This window comes from Allotabrizicola aquatica (SeqCode), from assembly GCF_965194375.1.
In the GTDB taxonomy this organism is placed as follows: Bacteria; Pseudomonadota; Alphaproteobacteria; order Rhodobacterales; family Rhodobacteraceae; genus Tabrizicola_A; species Tabrizicola_A aquatica.
The window spans coordinates 275,444-300,178 of the sequence record NZ_CBDAEL010000001.1; the positions used below are offsets into that span (position 1 = coordinate 275,444).

A 24,735-nucleotide genomic window follows, 5' to 3' on the forward strand; every position below is an offset into this window, starting at 1 on the left:
TCAATACCCTAGCGCGCAGCCGTCTTTGCGCGGGTCGGATGCGCCGACAAGCACGCCATCTTCGCCGATCAGGATGGCCTGCGCGCCACCAATGGGTTCATGCGCGATGGAAACCTGATGCCCCATGGCGGCAAGCTCGGCGCGGACGCTGTCGGAATAGCCGCGCTCCACCAGCATGCCGTCAGCCCCCGAGAAGCAGCGCGGCGCGTCGATGGCGGCCTGTGCGTCCATGCCGTAATCAATCATGTTGGTGACAAAGCGCGCGTGGCCGCAGGGCTGGTAGGCCCCGCCCATGACGCCAAAGGGCATGGTGACGCGGCCGCCCTGTTTCAGCATGCCCGGAATGATGGTGTGCATCGGGCGTTTGCCCGGCGCGGCCTCATTCGGGTGGCCGGGGGTAAGGGTGAAGCCTGCGCCACGGTTTTGGAAGGTGATGCCGAATTTTTCCGATGCGATGCCGGCGCCAAAGCCCCAGAAGATCGAATAGATCAGGCTGACGGCCATACGGTCGCGGTCAACGACGGTGATGTAGATGGTGTCTTTGTGCACCGCTTCGGTCAGCGGTTTGGCCGAAGCCATGGCGCGTTTGGGATCGATCAGCGCGGCGAGTTTGGCCGCGGTGGCGGGCGAGAGCATGTGATCCAGCCGCGCGGCGGGGTCGGCGATAAAGCGGTCGCGGGCGTCATAGGCGAGTTTCGCCGCCTCGGCCTCGATATGGGCGCGCATGGTGCCGAAGGGGTCCATCGCCTTTAGGTCGAATTGGGCGAGGATGTTCAGCATCAGGATCGCCGTCGCGCCCTGACCGTTTGGCGGGTGCTCATAAAGATCGGTGCCCTTGTAGGGGCCGTGGATGGGGGTGGTGTCTTCGCAGGTGACACCGGCCAGGTCTTCCATCGTGTGGCAGCCGCCCATGGCCTGCAGCGAGGCGATCATGTCCTCGGCCACTTCGCCTTCGTAAAAGCCTTTGCGGCCTTCGCGGGCCATGCGGCGCAGAACTTCGGCCTGACCGGGGGCGCGGAAGACTTGGCCGACCCGGGGGGCTTGGTCGTTGATGAGGTAGTGGCGGCGGGCCGCGCCTTGCAGGGCGGGGGCGTCGTCGGCCCAGTCAAAGGCCACGCGGGGGGCGACGGGGATGCCGGTGTCGGCATAGTGGATGGCCGGGGCGACGATGCGATCCAGCCCCAGCTTGCCGTGGCGGTCCGAGAGGCGGCAGAACGCCTCCATCGCGCCGGGCAGGGTGACGGGGTCAGCGCCGCGCAGGGGCATGGCGGTGAGGCCACGGGCGCGCAAGGCGTCGGCCGAGGTGCCCGCAGGGGCGCGGCCTGAACCGTTGAGCGCCAGAATCTCTTCGGAGCCGGCGGGTTTCATCAGCACAAAGCAATCGCCGCCGATGCCGCACATCTGTGGTTCGGCAATGCCCAGCACGAAGGCCCCGGCAAGGGCGGCGTCCACCGCATTGCCTCCGGCTTGCAGGGTGTCGATGGCCACTTTGGCGGCTAAGGGGTGCGAGGTCGCACAGACACCGTTGGTGGCATAGACCGACGAGCGGCCGGGAAGATGAAAGTCGCGCATGAGAAGCCCTCCGAAGATTTGGAAGCTAGGGGGCTTGCGGCATTTTGCCAAGGCCGCGCGAGAATAAAGAAAACCCTGCGCGGGGGTCGCGTCTGGCTGCGCCGCGATCACGACTGGGAAGTGCAGAATTGTTTTGGGAAAGTGCCCCGATGCGACGAACTGGGTGGGGGCTTTGATCCGCCGCACCGGGGGAAGCTTTATGCAGCTACAGGGACTTATATGACGGCAGCGATGGGCGGATTTAGGGGGAAACTATGACCATTGCGCGTCAGAAACTTAAAACTGGAAACAGTCGGTGACTAAGCGTCAGATTGTGTCGCGGGCAGCTGAAATGAGAGCCGGTTGATCCCCTTAGACCGCTGATAGGCCAATCCTGCGGTCAGGCTGCGAATCAAGAACCAGCCGAATCCCCCTTCGGGAAGATCGGCCAGATCCTTGAGCGGTTGAAACTGGCCTTCGGGCAGGCAAAGCCCCGGCATCGGCGCGCCTGTATCGCTTACGGTGCAGTGCAACCCCCCGTCGTGCCGCACAAGCCGCAGGGTGATGTTGCCCGCCTGATCGGCATAGGCATGTTCGACGATGTTGTTCAAAACCTCAGCCAGCACGATTTCTGCGGTGCCGCGAAGGTCATCCTCCTGCGCGGTTTGGCTGGGATTGGTCAAGAGCGGGCTGGCCAAGACCTTTTGCAACGCGCGGCGGACCTGTTCGGGGTGGCTGGGGAAGGTGATCTCAATCTCGCGGTCGGTCTGACCGCTGGCTTGGGACGTCATGGCCAGCCCTTTTGGCCGGTCTTTGGGGCGTGACATGTCAACCTGCATGCCGAAACCCATCTGGCATGCCGTGATGGATGACAAAGATGCTGTCCATCCGCGTCAGGCGGAACACCTTTTGGACGGTGGGGGTCAGGCCCGACAGTTCAAGCTTGCGGTCAGGGGCCAGCGATTTCAGCACGGCCACCACCGCGCCAAGGCCGGAGCTGTCCAGAAAGGCGATGTTCGACATGTCGAACACCACCCGTGGCGCGGCGCTGTTGCCCGTCAGCACGCGCATCTTTTCTTTGAATTGGATCGCGCTGGCCGCGTCGATCCGGTCACCCATGGCGCGGATCACCAACACGCCGCCACGCTCTGTTGCCACAAGCTCCATCTCATTGCCCTTTCCCGAGGTTTGACCCCTTCAGGCTAGGCGCAACAGGTTACGGAAGTGTAAGCCGCTGCCGCGATGTCAGTTCAGTTGGAACTGCAGCGGATAGCGCCCATCCTCGAAATCGCCAAAGAGATCGGGCAGGTCGGGGTGGGTTACGGGTTCGCCGGTGTCGTCAGGAACCAGATTCTGTTCGGAGACATAGGCCACGTAATAGGTTTGGTCGTTTTCCGCCAAGAGATGATAGAAGGGCTGGTTTTTGGCCGGGCGGGCATCTTCGGGGATGGCCTCATACCAGTCTTGGGTGTTGGAAAACATCGCATCGACATCAAAGACCACGCCGCGGAACGGATGTTTCCGGTGCCGCAGGATCTGCCCAAGATGATATTTTGCGTCGGTCTTCAACATGGCCACGGCGTCTCCCATGCGATTTACTAATCGCAGATGCGCCGCCTTGTCCATGCGCCCGAAAGGTCAGGGTGGAAACAGTCTGTGGCGAATAATGCCGAAACTTGGGCCAGAACTTGCCGAAGACATGGCACAGACACACAGAAAACTGATCGGCCTTGGGTGAAGGGGCATTTCCCTGCGCAGAGTTTTCCCCTATCTTGCCGGCAAAACAAGAACGTGAGGGGCAGATGAGCAGAACTCTCCGTGCGGCGATCCTTTTGTTGTTGCTGGCCTCTTGCGGGGGCGGCAATTCATCGGCACCGCGCAACCTGGATGATGCGTGCGCCATTCTGGCGCAGCGACCAAGCTATTGGAAAGCCATGAAGAAGGCTGAACGCAAATGGGGCATCCCGGTTGCCGTGCAGATGGCGTCCATCTATCAAGAATCCAAATTCATCGGCAATGCCCGCACGCCGTACCGCTTTGCGCTGGGCATTATTCCGATGGGGCGGCAATCCTCGGCCTATGGCTACAGTCAGGCCTTGGATGGCACTTGGGAAGAGTATCAAGCGGACGAAGGCGGTCGCGGCGCCAAGCGCAACCGGATCACGGACGCCACCGATTTCATGGGCTGGTATATGCACAATTCGGCCGAGCGGTTGGGCATTTCCAAGACCGATGCCGAGGCGCAGTATCTGGCCTATCACGAGGGCCGCACGGGTTATGCCAACCAGTCCTATCTCGACAAGCCTTGGCTGGTTGAGGTGGCTGCCGAGGTGGGCGCGCGCGCCACGCTTTATGACAGCCAGTTGGCTTATTGCCGGTGATTATGGACCGGTGATCTGGGGTAAGTGATTATGGGCCGCTAGTCGCGCTGCGACCGGCGGCTTTTCTCTTCAACGATGTTGAACAGCGACCCTGCAAGGTTTGATACCGGGGCCAATTCGCCCAGAATGACCGTGGTCTGCTGGCCAAGGTCATCGGTGATGACCCATTGGCGCAGCGCGATCGGGTCGGCGGTGAACACAAGCTCAATTGTGCCGTATTCCGGATGCGCCGGGTCTTGGGCCAGAACGCGGGTGGTGTTCTCAACCTCGGTGTGGCCGACGACCATCTTGGCGCGGGCAAGGTCGATTTCGGGCGCCAAGATCAGGCTCAAGGGTGTGCGCTTCAGCGGGTATTCTTCGGGCGGTTGGTTCGATTTGCTGTCGAAAATCGCCACCGTATCGGCAGAAGCCAGCACAAGGCTTTTGTCGGGGGGCGCATATTCAAACCGCACCCGGCCGGGGCGTTTGATGAAGATCTTGCCCAAGGAGACGGTGCCGTCGGAATTCACTTGGGTGAAGTCGGATTGCACGGTGGCCAGCCGGTTGAGATAGGCCGACAGGTCCCCCAGCGCGATCTTCTCCGCAAAGGCGGGGGCGGAAAGCGCCAGAAGGGCGATCGGGGCGAGAAGGGCGCGCAACATGCTCATAGCGGCGATATAGGCCATCGCGCAGCGCTGTGCATCCCCCTGCGCGATCAACTGGCGGAGAGGTGCCGAAGGCGTGAACCTGGCCTGTGCCGGATCAGGACGGGCGAAAGCCCTTTGGGTGCAAAGAGTTGCGCTCAATGCGCCTCGGCCCAGGTGCGGCCTGTGCCTGCCTCGACCGTCAAGGGTACTTTGAGGTGAACGACAGGCTGGTTCGCGCCCTCCATCGTGGCGCGGGCGGCGGCAATCAGCGCGGCCTCGGCACCAGCCTCGACCTCGAACAAGAGTTCGTCATGGACCTGCAAGAGCATGCGGGCGGGCAGGCCGGCGATGGCGTCCGGCATGCGGATCATGGCGCGGCGGATGACGTCGGCGGCGGTGCCTTGGATCGGCGCGTTGATGGCGGCACGCTTGGCAAAGCCCGCGCCGGGGCCTTTGGCGTTGATCTCGGGGGTGTGGATTTTCCGGCCAAACAGGGTTTGCACATAGCCGTGGCTTTGGGCGAATTTGACCGTCTCGGCCATGTATTCCTTGATGCCGGGGAAGCGTTCGAAATAGCGGTCGATAAAGCCCTGCGCCTCGGCCCGCGCGATCCGCAGGTTACGCGCCAGACCAAAGCCGGAAATGCCGTAGATGACGCCAAAGTTGATCGCCTTGGCGCGGCGGCGGATGTCGGAGGTCATCTGGTCCAAGGGCACGTTGAACATTTCCGACGCGGTCATGGCGTGAATGTCGATGCCGTCGCGGAAGGCCTGCTGCAGGGCCGGGATATCGGCGACATGGGCGAGGATGCGCAGTTCGATCTGTGAGTAATCGAGCGACACAAGAACCTTGCCCGGAGGGGCCACGAACGCCTCGCGGATGCGGCGGCCCTCTTCGGTGCGCACGGGGATGTTTTGCAGGTTCGGATCGGTCGAGGCCAGACGTCCGGTGTTGGCCCCGGCGATGGAATAGCTGGTGTGAACGCGGCCGGTGTCGGGGTTGATCGCCTCTTGCAGCGCATCGGTGTAGGTGGATTTCAGCTTGGAAATCTGCCGCCAGTCCAGCACCTTGGCCGCCAATTGCGCCGCCTTTGGCTGGCTGTCTTGCAGCGTGGTGATGTCTTCCAGAATGTCGGCCCCGGTGGCATAGGCCCCGGTTTTGCCTTTTTCGCCGCCCGGCACGCCCATGCGGTCAAAGAGCACCTCGCCCAATTGCTTGGGGCTGCCGACGTTGAACTTCTCCCCCGCAATCTCTTGAATCTCATCCTCATATTGGGCGAGTTTCTGGGCAAAGGCGTTGGACATGCGCGAGAGCACATCGCGGTCCACCTGAATGCCCGCCATTTCCATCTCGGCCAGCACGGGGACCAAGGGGCGTTCCAGCGTTTCATAGACCGTGGTCACCTGCGCGCGGTGCAGCTGGGGTTTGAACAACTCCCACAGGCGCAGGGTGATGTCGGCGTCTTCGGCGGCGTATTTCACCGCATCGTCGATGCCCACCCGGTCAAAGGTGATCTGCGATTTACCGCTGCCCAAGAGCGATTTGATCGGGATGGGCTGATGGCCCAGATACTGCTCGGAGAGCGCATCCATGCCGTGGGAATTCAGGCCCGCATGCATGGCATAGGACAGCAGCATCGTGTCGTCCAAGGGGGCGATGCGGATGCCGTGGCGGGCAAAGATCTTCCAGTCATATTTCATGTTCTGGCCGATTTTCAGGACCGCAGGATCCTCGAGCACCGGCTTTAGCGCGGCAAGGGCCTGATCCATCGGCATCTGGCCCGGCACCAGATCGGTGGAGCCAAAAAGATCGCCGCCGCCCTGTTTGTGGCCAAGGGGGATATAGGCGGCGTGGCCTGCATCAACGCAAAGCGAGATGCCCACCAATTCGGCCTGCATCTCGTCTAGGCTGGTGGTTTCGGTGTCCACCGCCACATGGCCCACGGCGTTGATGCGGTCGATCCACGCGGTCAGCGCGGCCATGTCGCGGATGCAGGCATAGCCCGCGTGGTCAAAAGGCTTTTGCGGCACCACGGGGGCGGCATCATGCGCGCCTTCGACATGCATGCCTCGGGCGGTGTCCATCTCGGGCGCGTCGATCTTCAGCCGCTCTGCCACCCGTTTGGTTAGGGTGCGGAATTCCATCTCATTGAGGAAGCCCATCACCGCCTCGGGCTCGGGGTCTTTCAGCTCAAGGCTGTCCAAGGCGACATCCAAGGGCATATCGCCATCGAGCTGCACCAGACGGCGCGAGATGCGGATCTGTTCGGCATTGTCGAGCAAAGCCTCACGCCGCTTGGGCTGCTTGATCTCGCCCGCGCGGGCCAAGAGCGTATCCAGATCGCCGTATTCCTGGATCAGCAGGGCGGCGGTTTTCAACCCGATCCCCGGCGCGCCCGGCACGTTGTCGACCGAATCCCCGGCCAAGGATTGGACATCCACCACCCGGTTGGGCGCGACGCCGAACTTTTCGAACACCTCATCCAGCCCGATGCGCTTGTTCTTCATCGGGTCGAGCATATCAACGCCGTCACCGACCAGCTGCATCAGGTCCTTATCCGACGAGATAATCGTTACCGTCCCCCCGGCATCGCGCGCCCGCGCCGCCAAGGTGGCGATGATGTCATCGGCCTCATAGCCTTCGACCTCAATGCAGGGCACGTTAAAGGCGCGGGTGGCTTGACGGGTAAAGGCAAACTGCGGGCGCAGATCCTCGGGCAATTCGGGGCGATTGGCCTTGTAGGCGGGGTAAATGTCGTTGCGAAAGGTCTTGGAACCTGCGTCAAAGATCACCGCAATATGGGTGGGCGCTTCTTTGCGGGCATGGGTCAATTCGCCCCAGAGAAGGTTGCAAAACCCCGCCACCGCGCCCACCGGCATGCCGTCAGATTTGCGCGTCAGCGGCGGCAGCGCGTGATAGGCGCGGAAGATGAAGGCCGACCCATCGATCAGATGCAGATGATTGCCCTTGCCGAATGCCATGATCCGCCCCCGTTGTTTTCAGATATGCGGCACAAAAAGGCGGCGCGCCTTGGTCGGGCCTCCGACCAGAAGGGTCACGCTGCGCGATTAATGGTCGTCGTGCGCGTGGTCGCGGTCAATCACGAACCGCTTGTCGCAATAGCCGCATTCGACAAATCCGGTGTCGTCCGGAATGGTCAGCCAGACGCGCGGATGGCCCAAAGCGCCCTCACCCCCATCGCAGGCCACTTTCCATGTGGTGACGGTCTGGGTCTCGGGGGCGGTGCTCGACATGTCTGGAACCTCTGGTCTGAATTAGCCCCATTCTAACCGCGCCGCCCGGGTGGCGACAAGAGCACAACCGGTCTTTCATCTTGGTCTAAATACTCCCGCCGGAGGCTCCTGTGGCCAGCGCCGAGCGCCTCCGGCGGGAGTATTTCAAAAGGCGCAAATCGCAGGGCTTCGGCTTGGCTGGCTGGGGTTGGCGCAGACATGTGTCGGTCAGGCCATGGCGGTGTCTGCGCGGGCGCTGAGGCGTTCGTCGCGCAATTCATGCAAGGCCTTGGCCGCGATCTCAAAGGAACGCAGGCGCGCTGTGGGGTCGTGGATCATCCCGCTGATGATCAGCTCGTCCGGTTGGTAGCGTGTCAGGATCGCGCGCAGATGTGTCTTGACGGTCTGGGGCGCCCCGATGGCGGAGCAGGACAGCGCGGCCTGCACCTCGGCCATGACGGGTGCGGGGATTTCGGACAGATCATGCGTCGGCTCGGGCAGTTTGCCCGGTCTGCCGGTTCTGAGCCGCGCGAAGGCGAGGATCTGGGACGAGCGCAGGAAGGCCGCCTCGGCATCGGTTTCGGCGGCGCAGACACCGGCCGCGATCATGACATGGGGTTGGTCAAGATGGGCTGAGGGGCGAAAGCCGCGGCGGTAGATCTTGATGGCCTCTTCCAGCATGGCGGGCGCGAAATGGGAGGCAAAGGCGAAGGGCAGGCCCAGCCATGCCGCCAACTGCGCGCCATAAAGGCTGGAGCCGAGGATCCAGACCGGAACATGGGTGCCGGCACCGGGAATGGCGCGCACCCGCGCGGCTTCGGTCCCGTCGCCAAGATAGCCGATCAGTTCCTGCACATCGGTTGGAAAGCTGTCCTCGGGTGCCATGTGGCGGCGCAGTGCGCGGGCCGTGGCCATGTCGCTGCCCGGCGCGCGGCCAAGGCCAAGGTCGATGCGGCCGGGAAAGAGCGTGGCCAGCGTGCCGAAGTTTTCCGCCACCGTCAGCGGGGCGTGGTTGGGCAGCATGATCCCGCCCGCGCCGACGCGGATTGACCGAGTGGCCGCCGCGACATGGCCGATCACCACCGCCGTTGCGGCGCTGGCAATGCCGGGCATGTTGTGATGTTCGGCCAGCCAAAAGCGGTGATAGCCCAACCGCTCGGCCGCGCGTGCCAGATCGGCGCTGGCGGCCAGTGCATCGGCGGCGGTCTTGCCCTCGGGGATGGGTGAGAGGTCGAGAAGCGAGAAATGCTGCATCATGGGGGCTCCCTTGCGGGTGACGCTACGCGTGTGGCGGCGTCAGGCCAAGGGGTCGCGTGCCCTGTGCGCCCATTCTGGGTGATGGCAGTGCTGAAAACAGCCCTGTCGGGGCTGTCACAAGGTACCAAGATTGGGAGGAAATGGCGGACCCGGAGCGATTCGAACGCCCGACCCTCAGATTCGTAGTCTGATGCTCTATCCAGCTGAGCTACGGGTCCATCGTGGCGCTGCGTTTAGCTGCGCCGGTATGGCTTTGCAAGGGCAATTCGGCATCATTTGCGCGAATAACCTGTGGCTTGGCCGGGTTGATCGGGCGTGGCGGTGAGGGGGGCGTGATGCAGCCCAAGGTGGCAAGGCGGGTCTGATCCTTTAGCGCCAAGGCAGGTTGGGCATGGCACGACAGGCGGGCTGGTGTGTGGTGCAAGGATCAGGCTTGTCCGGTTGATTTTGGCAGGTGGATCAGGAATTCCGTGCCCTCGGCGTCGCTGCGGGCAAGCTCCAGACTGCCGCCATGGCCGCGGATAAGTTCGGCGGCGATGGCAAGGCCAAGCCCGGTGCCGCCTTTGCGCGCGCCGCCTTGAAAGGCCTCGAACAGGTGTTCGCGGGCCTTGGGCGGCAAGCCGGGGCCGGTGTCTCCGACGCGGATTCGCCAGTCATCCGCCGTCTCAATGGCCGAAATCTCGATGGTGCCGCCCGCGCCTGTGGCCTCGATGGCCTGTCGGGCGTTGCGGATCAGGTTGGACAGCACGCGATACAGCTGTTCGGCGTCGGCCATCACCCGCATCCCGGTGGGCACGTCGATCAGCAGCGCCACATCGCCATTGGCGACCAGACCTTCGGCCTCGGCCACATCGGTGGCCAGTGCCGCCAGATCGATGGGCACCAGAACCGGGGCGCGTTCTTCGGCCTTGCCGAAGTGCAGGGTCGACTCGCAGAGCGCCACGGCCCGGCTGATCGACCCCAGAAGCTTGGGCGCGGCCCGCGCGGTCATCGGGTCGGCGCTGCCTTCCAGCCGGTCGGCGAAGAGTTGCGCCGAGGTCAGGATGTTGCGCAGATCGTGGCTGATCTTGGCCACGGCACCGCCCAACTGTGCCAGCCGTTCCTTTTGCCGCAAGCTGCCCGTCAATTGGCGCTGCATGGCCTGCATCGCCTCTTCCGCCGCGCGCAGTTCTTCAACCTGTGCCGAGGGCGCGATGACAAGGCGGGCATCTTCAGGGGCGGCGGCATAGGCCGCCATGTGCTGCGACACCCGGCGGATCGGCAAGACGATCAGCCGCTGCACGGCCAGAAACAGCAAGAAGGCCGTCACGATGGAAATCAGCGCCGACAGAAGCAGGATTCGCAGCCCGTAGTCCAGCATCGCCTCGCGCATCGGCACGGCGTCCATGGTGATTTCGATCAGCGATCCGGCGTCCTGCACCGGATTGCCGATGACGCGGATGATATCATCCTTGGGATCAAAGAGGCACACCAGCGCATCGCGGATCAATTCCCACGGCCCTGCATCGCGCAGGTCATAGGTGGCTGAAATCGGCGCGGGCAAGGGCGAGGACAGCACCAGTTGCCGCACCTCATCGCGCCGCAAGACGACGTTATAGACCTCGGCATTGGCCAAAAGCTCGGTCTCAAGTTCGGGCGTTACCATGTCGGAGGCGGCCAATTGGGCCAGTGAGGCGATCTGCGCCTTTTCCAGCCGCAGGATCATGAAATCGGCGCGATACCGCGCGATCGAGGGGACAAAGATCAGCACCTCGGCCAGCATGACAAAAGCGACGGTCAACATCAGGAACCGCCCCGAGAGGGTGTTCAGGAACCTGCCCCTCTTTGCTGTCACGCTGCGCTCCATCCTTTGTGCTTGGCCACCCTGCGAGGCGGGCATGGCCCCCGGATCAGGGCACGAACCGCTGCACCAGCCGCACCACCCGCTTGAGTGCAGGATTATCAAAGAGTTTGGCCGAGAAATAGGCCCCAGACGCGCGCTTGGCGGTTTCCCCCAAGGTTGGATAGGGCAGCACCAGACCGGCGAGTGTGCCAAGTTTGACCCGTGCCGCGATGGCCAGCGCCCAGAACCCGATCAACTCGCCTGCCTGCGGCCCAACGATAGAAGCGCCCACCGGGCGGCCCTTGACCACCATCACCTTGACCAGTCCCTTGCCCTTGCGCTCGGCAATGGCGCGGTCGTTGCCGCCGAACTCGGCGCGAAGGACGGTCAAGCGGTCGCCATGGGCGGCGCGGGCCTCGGCCTCGGTCAGGCCGACCTGCGCCAGTTCCGGCTCGGTATAGGTCACCCAAGGGGCCGAAGGCGCGGCCTTGGCTGGCAGGCCCAACAGGATCTGGCGGATCAACACCCCGGCATGGGCCGCTGCGACATGGGTGAATTGCAGGCCGCCCGCCACATCACCCATGGCATAGACACGCCGATTGGACACCGAGCGCAGATTGGCCCCCACGGTGATGCCGGTCCGGCTGTGGGTGATGCCGCCCGCCTCAAGGTTCAGCCGCTCAATCGCGGGCTTGCGCCCGGCGGCGACCAGAAGATGCGAGCCGGTCAGCACAAGCCCGTCGGCCAGCACCGCCTCGACCCCTTCGGACACCCGGCGCAGGCGGACCACGCCCTGACCTTCGATGATCTCTACCCCTTCGGCGCGCAGGGAGGCCAGAACCACCGCCGCGCAATCCGGATCATCGCGGCCAAGCGCGCGGGCGGCCTCGATCACCGTCACGCGGCAGCCCAACCGCCGATGCGCCTGCGCCATTTCCATTCCGATGGGGCCGCCACCCAGAATCAGCAGATGGTTAGGACGGTCTCGCAGGGCAAAGATCGTCTCGTTGGTCAGATAGGGCACCTCCTCGATGCCCGGAATCGGCGGGATCGCGGCGTGCGAGCCGGTGGCAATCACGAACCGCCGCGCCCGGATCAGGGTTTGGCCCGCCTGCACCTCACGCGGGCTGGTGAAGCGCGCCCAATCGCGCAGGACGGTGACGCCCAGCCCTTCGAAGCGCTCTTGGCTGTCATGCGGGGCGATGCTGGCGATGATGCCTGCGACATGGTCTTTCACGGCGGCAAAGTCGATTGTGGGCTCTACCGGCGCAATACCGAAGGCCGCACCGCTGCGCATGGCTTGCGCCGCCTTGCCCGCCGCCAGAAGCGCCTTTGACGGCACGCAGCCGGTGTTCAGGCAATCGCCGCCCATCTCACCGCCTTCCACCAGCACCACACGGGCGCCCATCTGCGCGGCACCTGCCGCAAGCGACAGCCCGCCAGACCCGGCACCGATCACACAAAGATCAGGGGTCAAAATCTGCATTGTCACGCCTCCTTGCGCCGCAGCGCCTTGATCACCATCGGCAGGGCCGACAGGGCCGCCAAGCCCAAAAGCGGCAGCAAGACAGGCGAGGTGAAGATGATGGACAGGTCAGGCGCTTCGCCCCGGGCGAACACCTCGCCCAAGCCTGCGCCGACTGAGGTAAACACCAAAGCTCCGGGCACAATGCCGACGGCAGTCGTCACGGCAAAGGGCAAAAGCCGGATGCCCGCAAAGGCTGGAATCAGATTGGCGATGAAAAACGGCACCACGGGGACCAGCCGCATCATCAGAAGGACCGACCACTGGTTGGCCTGCAACCCGTCTTGTAGCCGCGCGACGGCCCCGCCGCGCGCGGAAATCTTACTGGCGACATCGGCCCCCAGCCCGGCCCGGGCTGCCAGAAACACCAAGACCGCGCCAATGCTCGCCGCCAGAACATTGTAAAGCGTGCCGGGAAACAGGCCGAAGAGAAAGCCGCCCGCTAAGGTGGCAATCGTCGCTCCGGGCAGTGACAGGGCAACAATCGCGGCATAGGCGGCGATAAAGCCTAGGCTCGCCAAAAGGTAATGCGCATCGCGAAAGGCCAAAAGCGCTTCGCGGTGGCGGGCCAAGGCGTCAAAGGTCAGGACATCGCGAAAGGCAAAGGCCCCGATCACGGCCGCGCCCAGAATCAGGGCCAGTGGCAGATGTCTTAAGGCAGAGGGCGGGCGTTTGGATGGGGTGCTGGTCATGGCCGCACCATGCGCCAAGCGGGTAGGTCAAGGCCAGAGACCTCACGCGTGGTTGATCCGATGCGAGCCAAACGGTGGGTTTTCGGGGGATTTGTGACAGTCTACAAAGGCCGGACCCGCGTAACGCGGTGACAGCGCCCGGAAATGTTGCAGAATTCCTACGAAAGCCGCGTTGACAGCCGCGGCGCGCCTGCGTAAAGACCGGGCTTCAAGTTACCGCCCTCGAATCTGGAAAGGTTCGGGCACCCGTCTTATGGAGAGCCGCGATGAAGCGCACTTACCAACCGTCGAACCTGGTCCGCAAGCGCCGCCACGGTTTCCGCGCCCGCATGGCCACCAAAGGCGGCCGTCTGGTGCTGGCCGCTCGCCGCGCCAAGGGCCGTCACAAGCTGTCGGCTTGATCCCTGCGGCCTCTCATCGGGGCCTCGGTATGGATAAGATCATGACACCGCCGGAGATGCAGGGCCAAGGCAGCGATGCCACAACGCCCGGAGCCTCTCCGGCGGTTTCGCTTTGCATCGTGACATTGCAAAACCGGCCTGATTTCTTGCGCGCGGCCTCGGCCTTGCGGCAGGCGACGGGCGGGTTTTTGGTGCAGGCGCGCGAGCGCAAGGATGACAAAGCCTTGGTGCGCGTCGGCTTTACCGCCTCAAAGAAGATCGGCAATGCCGTGGCGCGCAACCGCGCCAAGCGCCGCCTGCGGGAAGTGGCGCGCGCGATCTTGCCAACGGGGGCGCGCGCAGGCTGGGATTATGTGCTGGTGGCCAAGCCCGGCGTCACGACGCTGCGCGATTACGCGCTTTTGCTGGCCGATTTGCGCGGCGCCTTGGGCCGCCTCCACAAACCATGACGCCGCTGGCCCATTTGGCCGCCTTGCCGGTGCGGGCCTATCGGCTGCTGCTGAGCCCGTGGGTCGGGCACGGCTGCCGGTTCCAGCCCACCTGCTCGGCCTATGCGCTGGATGCGCTGGAGCGGCACGGCGGGCTGAAGGGCAGCTATCTGGCCGCCCATCGCATTTGCCGGTGCCACCCTTGGGGCGGGCAGGGCTATGACCCGGTGCCGGGTGCGGACCCCGAGTTCGACAAGACCCGCCGACCCTGACCACGCCCCAAGCGGGTGCGCCTATTCCCCGCTATTCTCCGCGCGGGAAGCGTTTGTTTTCTTCCAGCACGTTCAAATCCATGTGGTTGCGCATGTAGCGCTCGGAGGCGAGTTTCAGCGGCTGGTGATCCCACGGGTAATAGGCCCCGTTGCGCAGCGCCTCATACACCACCCAGCGCCGGGCTTGGGATTGGCGCACTTCGGCGTCATAGGCGGCCAAGTCCCAACGGGCCTGCGCGAGGGTCTGGAAATGCGCCAGAACCTCGGCCACGCGCGGGTCACCTGCCAGATTTGTCGTCTCTTCGGGGTCAGCCGCCACATCAAACAGCATGTCGGGATCGGCCGGGCAGTGGATGTATTTCCACGCGCCTTGCCGCAGGCACACCATGGGCGTGATCGTTCCTTCGGCGGCGTATTCCATGGCGACGGGGCTGGTGCGTTCGGTCCCTTTGGCCAAGGGGACCAAGGATTCGCCATCGGTCCAAGGCATCACCGCCTCCATCGATATGCCCGCCAGATCGCACAGCGTCGGGGTCAGGTCGATGGTGGAGACCGGGGTGGTGACAAGGCCGGGCGTCAGGCCGGGGGCCGAGATCATCAGGGGCACGCGGGCGGAGCCTTCGAAGAAGTTCATCTTGAACCACAGCCCCTTGCGGCCCAGCATCTCGCCGTGATCCGACACGAAAACGATGATCGCCTCTTGGCGGCTGGCCTCCAAGACGGCCAGAATCTCGCCGATCTTGTCGTCGATATACGAGATATTGGCGAAATAGCCTTGGCGTGAGCGGCGGATATGGTCGGGCGTCACCTCCATCCCGCGCCAGTCGCAGGCGTCCATCAGGCGCTTGGAATGGGGGTCCATATCTTCATAGGCAAGGGCCGGGGGTGGCTGTAACTCAGGCACGCCTTCGTAAAGGCCCCAGTATTTCTTGCGCGCCACGAAGGGGTCATGCGGATGGGTAAAGCTTGCGGTCAGGCACCAGGGGCGCGGGTCAAGGCCGCGCGACAGATCGTAGAGCTTTTGCACCGCCTGATGGCAGACGTCGTCATCATATTCCAACTGGTTGGTGATCTCGGCCACGCCCGCGCCGGTGACAGAGCCCATGTTGTGATACCACCAGTCAATCCGCTCGCCGGGCTTGCGGTAATCGGGCGTCCAGCCGAAATCGGCGGGGTAGATGTCGGTGGTCAGCCGTTCTTCGAACCCGTGGAGCTGGTCGGGGCCGACGAAATGCATCTTACCCGACAGCGCCGTGTAATAGCCCGCGCGGCGCAGGTGGTGGGCATAGGTCGGGATGTCGCTCGCGAACTCGGCGGCGTTGTCATAGACCCGCGTGCGCCGAGGCAAGGCGCCTGACATAAAGGCGGCGCGGGCGGGGGCGCAAAGCGGCGAGGCGGTGTAGCTGTTGGCGAATCGCACCGACTGCGTGGCCAGTTTTTTCAGGTTTGGCGCATGCAAGAAATCGGCGGGGCCATCCTCAAACAAGGTGCCGGTCAGCTGGTCTACCATCAGGATCAGGATATTGGGGCGTTTGGTCATCTGGGCCTCGCAGTCGGTTTTCCAATGGGTGCAGCGGCTTGATCGGGCGGGCAAGCGGGTTTTTTGTCGTGCAGCGCGCCTGTGTCGCAATTGTCGGTAGAAGCGGCGAATTCGTTGCGCGTTTTGCGATTTTCCATTGCCTCATAGCACCGGGGAGAACTGCCATGACCATTCGTTCTGACTTTCCGCATCAGGTGATTGAAACGCCGGATATGCGCATAGTGCTGTCGGATGGCTGCCGCCTTTCGGCGCGGGTCTGGATGCCGGAGGATGCGGCGAGCAATCCGGTCCCGGCAGTTTTGGAGTATATCCCCTACCGCAAGCGCGACGGAACCTTGCCGCGCGATGAGATGATGCATCCCTATTTCGCCGGTCACGGCTATGCCGCCGTACGGGTGGACATGCGCGGTTGTGGCGACAGCGAAGGGCTGATCGACGACGAGTACACCGAGCAGGAACTGCGAGATGCCGAGGAGGTGATCGCTTGGCTTGCCGCCCAGCCTTGGTGCAGCGGCGCTGTCGGGATGATGGGCAAAAGCTGGGGTGGGTTTAACTGCCTGCAAACGGCGTTCCGTCAGCCGCCCGCGCTGAAGGCCGTCGTCTCGGTCTGTGCCACGACCGACCGCTTTGCCGATGACATCCATTACAAGGGCGGTTGCCTGTTGGGCGAGAATTTTGGCTGGGGGGCGGTGATGCTGTCCTATTCCAGCCGCCCCGCCGATCCGGCCTTGCGCCCTGACTGGCGGGCCGATTGGCTGGCCCGGCTGGAGGCCGAGCCGTGGCTCGCGCCGCGCTGGGCGGGCCATCAGGCGCGTGACGCCTATTGGAAGCACGGGTCCGTCTGCGAGGATTATGCCCGCATGACCATTCCGGTGCAGATCTGGGGCGGTTGGGCGGACAATTACATGAACACGGTCGCCGCCTTGGTGGCCAATGTGCCCGCGCCGGTGAAGGGCATCGTTGGCCCGTGGGTGCACCAATACCCGCACACCGCCGTGCCCGCGCCCCGGGTCGGGTTCTTGCAAGAGGCGCTGCGCTGGTGGGATCGCTGGTTGAAAGGCGTGGCCAACGGGGCCGAAGATGACCCGGCTTACCGGGTTTACCGTCTGGACAGCGAGGCCCCGAACGCCAGCCCCGCGGATCGCGCCGGGCAGTGGGTGGCCGAGGCCGTCTGGCCCAGCACGCAGGTGCAACAAGAGCGGTGGCATTTGGCCCAAGCGCCGGGGGTTTCACACCCCCGGGCCCCCGTGGGATATTTGGACCGCATTGAAGGCGGGATCAGGGCCGAGATCGCAACGCCGCAGCATCTGGGGATGCATACGGGCGAGTTTTTCCCGATGGGGCTGAATGCCGAAATGCCGGGTGATCAGGCCAGCGATGATGCGCTGTCGGTCTGTTTTGACGGGCCGGTGCTGGAGGCGCCGCTGGATCTGCTTGGTGCGGCGCGGTTGTCGCTGCGGTTGTCTTCCGATGCGCCTTTGGGCTTTGTCGTGGCGCGGCTGTGCGATGTGGGGCCGGATGGTGCTTCGGTGCGCATTGCCCATGGGATGCTGAACCTGTGTCACCGTGACAGCATGGAAAACCCTGCGCCCCTGGTGCCGGGGCAGGTGGTTGAGGTCGCGTTCAACATTGACCAGATGGCCTATCGGCTGGCCCCCGGTCACCGCCTGCGACTGGCGCTGTCCAACAGCTATTGGCCCTTTGTCTGGCCCTCGCCCGAGGCGGGTCGTTTGACGCTTTTGGGGGGCAGTCTGGATCTGCCGGTGCATCAGGGTGGTGCAGGGGACTGGGTGCCGCCGCCGGCCGAACATGCCACGCCGTGGAAACATAAGGTGCTGCGCCAAGGCCAGACCACGCGCAAGATCGAGAGTGATCTGATCTCGGGCAAAGTGTCCTTGGCGATCCGCGATGATCTGGGGGACGCCGAAAACCTGACCCATGGCCTGCGCACGGGCGAGACGATGACGGAACTTTGGGAGATTCATCCGGCGGATCCCTTGTCGGCCCGGGCGGTCCACACCTGGGAGCAGCGCCTGTCGCGCGGGGATTGGCGCGTGCGCACCGAGGCTTGGGCCGAGATGACTGCCACCGCCAGCCATCTGCGTCTGAAGGCGCGTTTGCAGGCGTTTGAGGGGGATGACTTGGTGTTCGAGCGCAGCTTTGTTGAAGAGGTGGCGCGCCGGTTTGTGTGAGGGCGGCAGGTGGCAAGAATCGTTGCCATCCCGTTTTCTTCGCGGTTTAAAGGTTTCAAACAAAAACAAGGCCCCGGCAGATCTGGGCCGCAGCAGGGAGACTACGATGTCCGATCAACTTGACCAGATGATTGCACGTGTCCGCAAAGGCGCCATGACCCGCCGCGAATTCGTCGGTCGTACCACGGCGATGGGTGTTTCTGCCGGTTTGGCAGGGGCTTTGTTCACCAAGGCTGCCCATGCTGATGAGCCCAAGAAGGGCGGCGTGCTGCGTGTGGGCATGACAGGGGGCGAAAGCACCAACACGCTGGACCCCGCACTGTCGGCCTCGCCGAACCCCTACATGATCTTGCGCACTTGGGGCGAGACCCTCGTGGATGTCGACCCGTCGGGCGAGCTTAACATGCGTCTGGCCGAGGAAGTGTCGTCGAACGCCGATGCAACCGAGTGGAAGTTCAAAATCCGTCAGGGCGTTGAATTCCACGGTGGTGGCACTGTGACCGCCGAAGACGTGGTCGCCACGCTGAAGCGCCACACCGATGAGAAATCCCAGTCGGGCGCCTTGGGCATTGTGCAGGGCATTTCCGAGATGTCGGCCGAAGGCGACATGGTCACCCTGAAGCTGGCCTCGGCCAATGCCGACTTGCCGTTCCTGATTGGTGACTATCACCTGATCATTCAGCCCGGCGGTGGTGTGGACAATCCGGCCGCTGGTATCGGCACGGGTGCCTATAAGGTCACCTCGTATGAGCCGGGCGTCATCGCCACGTTCGAGCGTAACCCGAACTATTGGGACAGCTCGCGCGGTCATGCGGATGGCGTTGAAATCCTGACCATCAACGACGACACCGCCCGCACCGCGGCGATCCAGGCGGGTCAGGTTCACATGATCGACCGCGTTGATCCCAAGATCGTGGAGCTGTTGAAATCCACGCCGGAAGTCATTGTCGAGCGCGCCTCGGGCCCGGGCCACTATGTCTTCATCATGCATTGCGACAAGGCGCCCTTTGACAACAACGACCTGCGGATGGCGCTGAAGATGGCGATCAACCGTCAGGAGTTGGTGGACAAGGTTCTGGGCGGCTATGGCTCGCGCGGCAACGACTTCCCGATCAATGCGGCCTACCCGATGTTCGACGACACCATCGCGCAGCGCGAGTATGACGCGGCGGCGGCGGCTGACTTCTACAAGAAGTCCGGCCATGATGGCTCGCCCATCGTGTTGCAGGTTGCGCCGGGTGCCTTCCCGGGTGCCGTCGACGCGGCCAACCTCTTTGCCGCTTCGGCCAATGCCGCAGGCATTCCGCTGAGCATCAAGGTTGAGCCTGATGACGGCTACTGGTCGAACGTCTGGAACGTCGCACCCTTCTGCGCCTCGTATTGGGGTGGCCGTCCGGTGCAGGACCAGATGTATTCGACTGCCTATCTGTCGACCGCTGAATGGAACGACACCCGTTTCGTCAACGCCAAGTTTGACGAGCTTTTGGTCGCGGCACGCGGCGAACTGGACGCCGCCAAGCGCAAAGGCTTGTATTCGGAAATGGCCCATCTTCTGCGCGACGAGGGCGGCCTGATCGCTCCGATGTTCAACGACTGGGTCGAAGGCCGTCGCGCCGAAGTTGGCGGTTGGGTTGCCGACCCGACTGGCACCATGATGGGGGGCACCGCAATGTCCAAATGCTGGCTCAACGCATGATCTGACTTAACGATTGAGAAAAATGGCTGCAGGCTGCGAAAGTGGCCTGCAGGTCAAATCAAAAAAAACGCAGGGAGATACCACAATGACTGACCAACTGGATCTGATGATTTCGCGGGTTCGCAAGGGTGCAATGACGCGCCGCGAATTCGTGGGTCGCACCACCGCCATGGGCCTCTCGGCCGGTCTGGCCGGTGCGCTGTTCACCAAGGCTGCCCATGCCGAAGAGCCCAAAAAGGGCGGCATTCTGCGCGCGGGCGTCACCGGCGGCGAAAGCACCAACTCGCTGGACCCGGCACTGGCGGCCTCGGACGTGCCCTACATGATCAACCGCACCTGGGGTGAAACCCTGGTCGACGTGGACGCTAATGGCGCCGTCGAAATGCGGATTGCCGAGGAAGTGTCCTCGAACGCTGATGCGACCGAGTGGAAGTTCAAGATCCGCGCAGGCGTGGAATACCACGGCGGCGGCACCGTCACCGCGGATGACGTGGTTGCTACGCTGAAGCGCCACACCGATGAAAAATCCCAGTCGGGTGCGCTTGGCATTGTGCAGGGCATTTCTGAGATGTCGGCCGAAGGTGACATGGTCACCCTGAAGATGGTCTCGGCGAATGCCGACCTTCCCTTCCTGATTGCCGACTATCACCTGAGCATCCAGCCGGGCGGCGGCGTTGACAATCCGGCAGCCGGCAACGGTACGGGCGCTTACAAGGTCACCTCGAGCGAGCCGGGCGTGATCACCACGTTTGAGCGTTTTGCGAACTACTGGGATTCGTCGCGCGGCCATGCCGACGGGGTCGAGATCCTGACGATCAACGACGACACCGCACGGACCGCTGCCATCCAGTCTGGTCAGGTTCACATGATCAACCGCGTGGATCCGAAGATCGTCGCTCTGCTGGCTGGCAATACCGATGTCGCGATCGAGCAGGTTGGTGGCCCGGGCCACTATGTGTTCATCATGCATTGCGACAAGGCGCCCTTTGACAACAACGACCTGCGGATGGCGCTGAAGATGTCGATCAACCGTCAGGAGTTGGTGGACAAGGTTCTGGGCGGCTTTGGCTCGCGCGGGAACGACTTCCCGATCAACGGCGCCTATCCGCTGTTCGACGAAACCATCGCGCAGCGTGAGTACGACGCGGCCGCAGCTGCAGACTTCTACAAGAAGTCCGGCCATGATGGCTCGCCCATCGTGTTGCAGGTTGCTCCGGGTGCGTTCCCGGGTGCTGTGGATGCGGCCAACCTCTTTGCCGCCTCGGCCAATGCTGCTGGCATCCCGCTGTCGATCAAGCTGGAGCCCGATGACGGCTACTGGTCGAACGTCTGGAACGTTGCCCCGTTCTGCGCCTCGTATTGGGGTGGCCGTCCGGTGCAGGACCAGATGTACACCACCGCCTATCTTTCCACCGCCGAGTGGAACGACACCAAGTTCAAGAACGCCAAGTTCGACGAACTGCTGTTGGCGGCCAAGGGCGAACTGGACGCGGCCAAGCGCAAGGGCATCTACTCGGAAATGGCTCATATCCTGCGCGACGAAGGCGGCTTGATCTGCCCGATGTTCAACGACTGGGTCGAAGGCCGTCGCGCCGAAGTGGGTGGCTGGATCGCCGATCCGCAGGGCACGCTGATGAACGGCACCGCGCTGAACAAGTGCTGGCTGAACGCCTGATCGCGGGAATAACGTGCATCCCGTCTTGAAATTGGTGGTCCAGCGCATTGCGCTGGGCCTCCTTTTGCTCCTCGCGGTTTCCGCCGTGATCTTCCTGGGCGTTGAGGCGCTGCCGGGGGACACGGCGCAAGCCATTCTTGGACAGTCCGCCACGCCCGTGGCGCTGGAAAACCTGCGGGCCGAAATGGGCCTCGACCGCCCCCCGCTGGAGCGGTATTTCAGCTGGCTTGGCGGCGTCCTGACCGGTGATCTTGGTACCGCCTTGTCCAACAAGGCCGATATCGCGCAGTCGATCAGCACGCGTTTGGGCAACACGCTCTTTTTGGCCGCCGCCGCCGCCGTCATCGCTGTGCCGCTGGCCATTCTTCTGGGCATCGTCGCCGCCCGCTATGTTGGCCGCTGGCCGGACAAGCTGATCTCGGCCGTGACCTTGACCACCATCAGCCTGCCCGAGTTTGTGGCGGCCTATTTTGTCATTTTCCTGCTGACGCAGGTGTTCCCGATCTTCCAGCCGGTGTCGATGGTTCTGCCGGGCATGGGGTTTTGGGACAAGCTGCAGGCGGTCGCGCTGCCGGTGATCGTGCTGGTCATGGTGGTGCTTGCGCACATGATGCGCATGACCCGTGCGGCGATCCTGAACGTCATGCAATCGGCCTATGTTGAAACCGCCGAACTGAAGGGCCTTGGCCCGATGCAAGTGGTCTGGCGCCATGCCTTGCCGAATGCCATCGCGCCGGTGGTTTCGGTGGTGATGCTGAACCTTGCCTATCTGGTGGTCGGCGTCGTCGTGGTTGAGGTGGTCTTCAGCTACAACGCCCTTGGCAAATACCTCGTCGATCATGTGACCAAGCGAGACCTTCCCGTCGTGCAAGCGGTGGGGCTGATCTTCGCGGCGGTCTATATCTTCCTGAACATGGCAGCCGATATCATCTCGATTTTGGCCAACCCGCGCCTGAGGCACCCGAAATGAGGATACCATTCTCTGCCCTTCTGGGGCTGGTGCTGACCGGTGGCTTCCTGTTCATCGCCGTTTTCGCCCAAGTCATCGCACCCTATCCGATCGACAGCACTGTCGGCGGTGTGTGGGATGGACCCTCGGCCACGCACTGGCTGGGCACCGATACCATCGGCCGCGACATCTTCTCGCGCCTGATCTATGGCGCGCAGATCACCATCTTTGTCGCCCTTGCCTCCTCGATCCTGTCGTTCTCGCTGGGCTCTTTCCTGGGCTTTTTTGCTGCCGTGCGCGGCGGCTGGGTGGACCAGCTTCTGTCCCGCATCGTTGACCTTGTCATGGCCGTGCCCTCGCTCATCGTGGCGCTTGTCATGCTCTCGGTCCTGCCCTTGAATCTGACCGTCCTCATCCTTGTGATTGGCGTCTTGGACAGCACCCGCGTCTTCCGGCTCAGCCGCGCCGTCGCCGTCGACATTTCGGTCATGGACTATATTGAGGCCGCGCGTCTGCGCGGTGAAAAACAAAGCTGGATCATCTTCCGTGAGATTCTGCCCAATGCGCTTTCGCCCTTGGTGGCCGAGTTCGGGTTGCGCTTTATCTTCGCGGTGCTCTTCATCTCGACGCTGTCTTTCCTTGGCCTCGGCATCCAGCCGCCGCTGACCGATTGGGGTGGCATGGTGGGCGAAAACAAGGGTGGCCTTGTCTATGGCAAATCCGCCGCTCTTGTTCCGGCTGCGGCCATCGCGCTCTTGGCCATCTCGGTGAACCTTGTGGCCGACTGGATCTTGTCGCGCACCTCCAGCTTGAAAGGAGGCCGCGGTGGCTGAGCCTTTGTTGTCGTTCAAGAACCTGAAGATCGAAGCAACCGCCTATCCGCCGGGCGAACCGCCGCGCCATCTGGTGTTGGTGGATGGGGTCTCGGTCTCAGTTGAAAAGGGCAAGGTCCTTGGCCTGATTGGCGAGTCCGGTGCGGGCAAATCCACCATTGGTCTCTCGGCCATGGCCTTTGGGCGGGGTGGTGTGCGCCTGACCGGGGGTGAGATTACGCTCAACGGTCGCGATATCCGCACGGCCGACGCGGGCGCGTTGCGAAGCCTGCGCGGCAAAGAAGTCACCTATGTCGCCCAATCCGCTGCTGCGTCGTTCAATCCGGCAAAACGGCTGATGGAACAGGTGATCGAAACCTCGGTCAGCCATGGGGTGATGACCAAGGCCGAGGCTGAGGCCCGCGCGGTGTCGCTGTTCCGCCAGCTGTCTCTGCCCAATCCCGAAACTATTGGCGATCGTTATCCGCACCAGGTTTCCGGCGGGCAATTGCAGCGCGTGATGACGGCGATGGCGCTCTGCCCCAAGCCGGATCTGGTGATCTTTGACGAACCCACCACCGCCTTGGACGTGACGACGCAGATCGACGTGCTGGCCTCGATCAAGCGCGCCATCCGCGAAACCGGGGTGGCAGCACTTTACATCACCCACGACCTCGCGGTCGTGGCGCAGGTGGCCGATCACATCCTCGTCTTGCGTCATGGCAAGATGGTGGAATACGGCACCACCGACCAGATCATCAACACCCCGCGCGAAGCCTATACGCAGGCGCTGGTGTCGGTCCGCTCGATCGATCACGCGGAAAAGGCTCCGGCGCCTGCTGTGCTGACAGTGCAGAATGTTACCGCGCGCTACAAAGGCACCAATTTCGACGTCTTGAAAAACGTGACCGTCGATGTCGCCCCCGGCCAAACCCTCGCCATCGTCGGCGAAAGCGGCTCGGGCAAATCGACGCTGGCGCGCGCCATCACCGGGCTGCTGCCGCCCTCGGCGGGCCGCATCCAGTTCGCGGGCCGCACGCTCTCGGCTGACCTTGCAGGCCGCAGCAAGGATGATCTGCGCGAATTGCAGATGATCTACCAAATGGCTGACGTGGCGATGAACCCGCGCCAGACCGTCGGCACCATCATCGGCCGTCCGCTTGAGTTTTACTTCGGCCTGACGGGTGAGGCCAAGCGCCAGCGGATTCAGGAGCTGCTTGACCAGATCGAAATGGGCGCCGGTTTTGCCGACCGCTACCCGGCTGAACTCTCCGGCGGGCAAAAGCAGCGCGTCTGCATCGCGCGGGCGCTGGCGGCCAAGCCCAAGCTCATTATCTGCGATGAGGTGACAAGCGCGCTTGATCCTCTCGTGGCTGACGGCATCCTCAAGCTCCTCCTCGATCTTCAGGCGCGTGAGAATGTGGCCTACCTCTTCATCACCCATGACCTTGCGACGGTGCGCGCCATCGCCGACAAGATCGCCGTGATGTTCAAGGGCGAGGTGGTGCGCTATGGCCAGAAATCCGACGTTCTCGCCCCGCCCTTTGACGATTACACCGACCTTCTGCTCTCCTCGGTCCCGGAAATGGAACTGGGCTGGCTGGAAAAGGTGATCGCCTCCCGCAAGATGGAAAGCGCCGGTAACTGATTTCATCTTGGCCTAAATACTCCCGCCGGAGGCAC

At 63.3% G+C, this 24,735-nt stretch carries 23 protein-coding genes and 1 tRNA gene; 10 read left to right on the top strand and 14 right to left on the bottom strand.

Annotated features, from left to right (window positions below; genetic code table 11):
* From AC72UB_RS01310 to hspQ, 4 genes are all read right to left on the bottom strand, one after another.
* Complete coding sequence (locus AC72UB_RS01310; protein ID WP_505188172.1) at window positions 1-1,572, bottom strand: gamma-glutamyltransferase family protein; 1,572 nt, start codon at window positions 1,570-1,572, stop codon at window positions 1-3.
* Window positions 1,573-1,871: 299 nt separating this feature from the next.
* Window positions 1,872-2,390: an ATP-binding protein gene (locus AC72UB_RS01315; RefSeq protein ID WP_505188173.1), complete on the bottom strand. Its 519-nt coding sequence runs from the start codon at window positions 2,388-2,390 to the stop codon at window positions 1,872-1,874.
* A complete protein-coding gene (locus tag AC72UB_RS01320; protein WP_505188174.1) occupies window positions 2,380-2,718 on the bottom strand; it encodes an STAS domain-containing protein in 339 nt (112 codons plus the stop codon). The genes AC72UB_RS01315 and AC72UB_RS01320 overlap by 11 nt, the downstream gene beginning before the upstream one ends.
* Before the next feature lie 78 nt (window positions 2,719-2,796).
* Window positions 2,797-3,123: a heat shock protein HspQ gene (gene hspQ / locus AC72UB_RS01325; RefSeq protein ID WP_463290630.1), complete on the bottom strand. Its 327-nt coding sequence runs from the start codon at window positions 3,121-3,123 to the stop codon at window positions 2,797-2,799.
* Between the two features lie 230 nt (window positions 3,124-3,353).
* Between hspQ and AC72UB_RS01330 the strand changes: the two genes are divergently transcribed.
* Entirely contained in the window at window positions 3,354-3,932 is a 579-nt protein-coding gene (locus AC72UB_RS01330) for a transglycosylase SLT domain-containing protein (RefSeq protein ID WP_463290600.1), read from the top strand.
* Window positions 3,933-3,970: 38 nt separating this feature from the next.
* On the opposite strand, the gene AC72UB_RS01335 is transcribed toward AC72UB_RS01330, so the two are convergent.
* The 9 genes from AC72UB_RS01335 to AC72UB_RS01375 all read right to left on the bottom strand — a co-directional run bounded on the left by AC72UB_RS01335 (window position 3,971) and on the right by AC72UB_RS01375 (window position 13,087).
* Window positions 3,971-4,579 (bottom strand): LolA family protein, encoded by a 609-nt coding sequence (locus AC72UB_RS01335; RefSeq protein WP_505188175.1) that lies wholly within the window; start codon window positions 4,577-4,579, stop codon window positions 3,971-3,973.
* A 134-nt stretch (window positions 4,580-4,713) separates the two neighbouring features.
* Entirely contained in the window at window positions 4,714-7,539 is a 2,826-nt protein-coding gene (gene polA / locus AC72UB_RS01340) for a DNA polymerase I (protein WP_505188176.1), read from the bottom strand.
* Between the two features lie 87 nt (window positions 7,540-7,626).
* On the bottom strand, window positions 7,627-7,812 hold the full coding sequence (locus AC72UB_RS01345) for a zinc-finger domain-containing protein (RefSeq protein ID WP_463290603.1): 186 nt from the start codon (window positions 7,810-7,812) through the stop codon (window positions 7,627-7,629).
* 207 nt (window positions 7,813-8,019) lie between these two features.
* Window positions 8,020-9,045 carry an LLM class flavin-dependent oxidoreductase gene (locus AC72UB_RS01350; RefSeq protein ID WP_505188397.1) on the bottom strand — a complete coding sequence of 342 codons (1,026 nt, stop codon included), beginning with the start codon at window positions 9,043-9,045 and terminating at the stop codon, window positions 8,020-8,022.
* 144 nt (window positions 9,046-9,189) lie between these two features.
* Window positions 9,190-9,266 (bottom strand) — tRNA-Arg (locus AC72UB_RS01355).
* Window positions 9,257-9,472 carry a hypothetical protein gene (locus AC72UB_RS01360; protein WP_505188177.1) on the bottom strand — a complete coding sequence of 72 codons (216 nt, stop codon included), beginning with the start codon at window positions 9,470-9,472 and terminating at the stop codon, window positions 9,257-9,259. Before AC72UB_RS01360 ends, AC72UB_RS01355 begins: the two co-directional genes overlap by 10 nt.
* 3 nt (window positions 9,473-9,475) lie before the next feature.
* Window positions 9,476-10,831 carry a sensor histidine kinase gene (locus tag AC72UB_RS01365; protein WP_505188398.1) on the bottom strand — a complete coding sequence of 452 codons (1,356 nt, stop codon included), beginning with the start codon at window positions 10,829-10,831 and terminating at the stop codon, window positions 9,476-9,478.
* A 106-nt stretch (window positions 10,832-10,937) separates the two neighbouring features.
* On the bottom strand, window positions 10,938-12,356 hold the full coding sequence (locus AC72UB_RS01370; protein WP_505188178.1) for a dihydrolipoyl dehydrogenase family protein: 1,419 nt from the start codon (window positions 12,354-12,356) through the stop codon (window positions 10,938-10,940).
* Window positions 12,357-12,358: 2 nt separating this feature from the next.
* A complete protein-coding gene (locus AC72UB_RS01375; protein WP_505188179.1) occupies window positions 12,359-13,087 on the bottom strand; it encodes a TVP38/TMEM64 family protein in 729 nt (242 codons plus the stop codon).
* Between the two features lie 266 nt (window positions 13,088-13,353).
* Between AC72UB_RS01375 and rpmH the strand changes: the two genes are divergently transcribed.
* Genes rpmH through yidD form a run of 3 tightly spaced genes read left to right on the top strand, consistent with a single transcriptional unit; the run spans window position 13,354 to window position 14,188 of the window.
* A complete protein-coding gene (gene rpmH / locus AC72UB_RS01380) occupies window positions 13,354-13,488 on the top strand; it encodes a 50S ribosomal protein L34 (protein WP_100195973.1) in 135 nt (44 codons plus the stop codon).
* 41 nt (window positions 13,489-13,529) lie between these two features.
* Complete coding sequence (rnpA, locus tag AC72UB_RS01385) at window positions 13,530-13,937, top strand: ribonuclease P protein component (protein ID WP_505188399.1); 408 nt, start codon at window positions 13,530-13,532, stop codon at window positions 13,935-13,937.
* On the top strand, window positions 13,934-14,188 hold the full coding sequence (yidD, locus tag AC72UB_RS01390; protein WP_505188180.1) for a membrane protein insertion efficiency factor YidD: 255 nt from the start codon (window positions 13,934-13,936) through the stop codon (window positions 14,186-14,188). The genes rnpA and yidD overlap by 4 nt, the downstream gene beginning before the upstream one ends.
* Before the next feature lie 31 nt (window positions 14,189-14,219).
* On the opposite strand, the gene betC is transcribed toward yidD, so the two are convergent.
* Window positions 14,220-15,728: a choline-sulfatase gene (gene betC / locus AC72UB_RS01395; RefSeq protein ID WP_505188181.1), complete on the bottom strand. Its 1,509-nt coding sequence runs from the start codon at window positions 15,726-15,728 to the stop codon at window positions 14,220-14,222.
* Between the two features lie 164 nt (window positions 15,729-15,892).
* Here betC and AC72UB_RS01400 point away from each other — a divergent pair, with 164 nt between their 5' ends.
* The 6 genes from AC72UB_RS01400 (at window position 15,893) to AC72UB_RS01425 (ending at window position 24,700) form a co-directional block, all read left to right on the top strand.
* Complete coding sequence (locus AC72UB_RS01400) at window positions 15,893-17,920, top strand: CocE/NonD family hydrolase (protein ID WP_505188182.1); 2,028 nt, start codon at window positions 15,893-15,895, stop codon at window positions 17,918-17,920.
* A 106-nt stretch (window positions 17,921-18,026) separates the two neighbouring features.
* Entirely contained in the window at window positions 18,027-19,616 is a 1,590-nt protein-coding gene (locus tag AC72UB_RS01405; RefSeq protein ID WP_505188183.1) for an ABC transporter substrate-binding protein, read from the top strand.
* An 85-nt stretch (window positions 19,617-19,701) separates the two neighbouring features.
* Window positions 19,702-21,291 carry an ABC transporter substrate-binding protein gene (locus AC72UB_RS01410; protein ID WP_505188184.1) on the top strand — a complete coding sequence of 530 codons (1,590 nt, stop codon included), beginning with the start codon at window positions 19,702-19,704 and terminating at the stop codon, window positions 21,289-21,291.
* Window positions 21,292-21,304: 13 nt separating this feature from the next.
* Entirely contained in the window at window positions 21,305-22,261 is a 957-nt protein-coding gene (locus tag AC72UB_RS01415) for an ABC transporter permease (RefSeq protein WP_505188185.1), read from the top strand.
* Window positions 22,258-23,073 (top strand): ABC transporter permease, encoded by an 816-nt coding sequence (locus AC72UB_RS01420; protein ID WP_463290615.1) that lies wholly within the window; start codon window positions 22,258-22,260, stop codon window positions 23,071-23,073. Before AC72UB_RS01415 ends, AC72UB_RS01420 begins: the two co-directional genes overlap by 4 nt.
* Window positions 23,066-24,700 carry an ABC transporter ATP-binding protein gene (locus AC72UB_RS01425; RefSeq protein WP_505188186.1) on the top strand — a complete coding sequence of 545 codons (1,635 nt, stop codon included), beginning with the start codon at window positions 23,066-23,068 and terminating at the stop codon, window positions 24,698-24,700. The genes AC72UB_RS01420 and AC72UB_RS01425 overlap by 8 nt, the downstream gene beginning before the upstream one ends.
* Window positions 24,701-24,735: the final 35 nt, after the last annotated feature.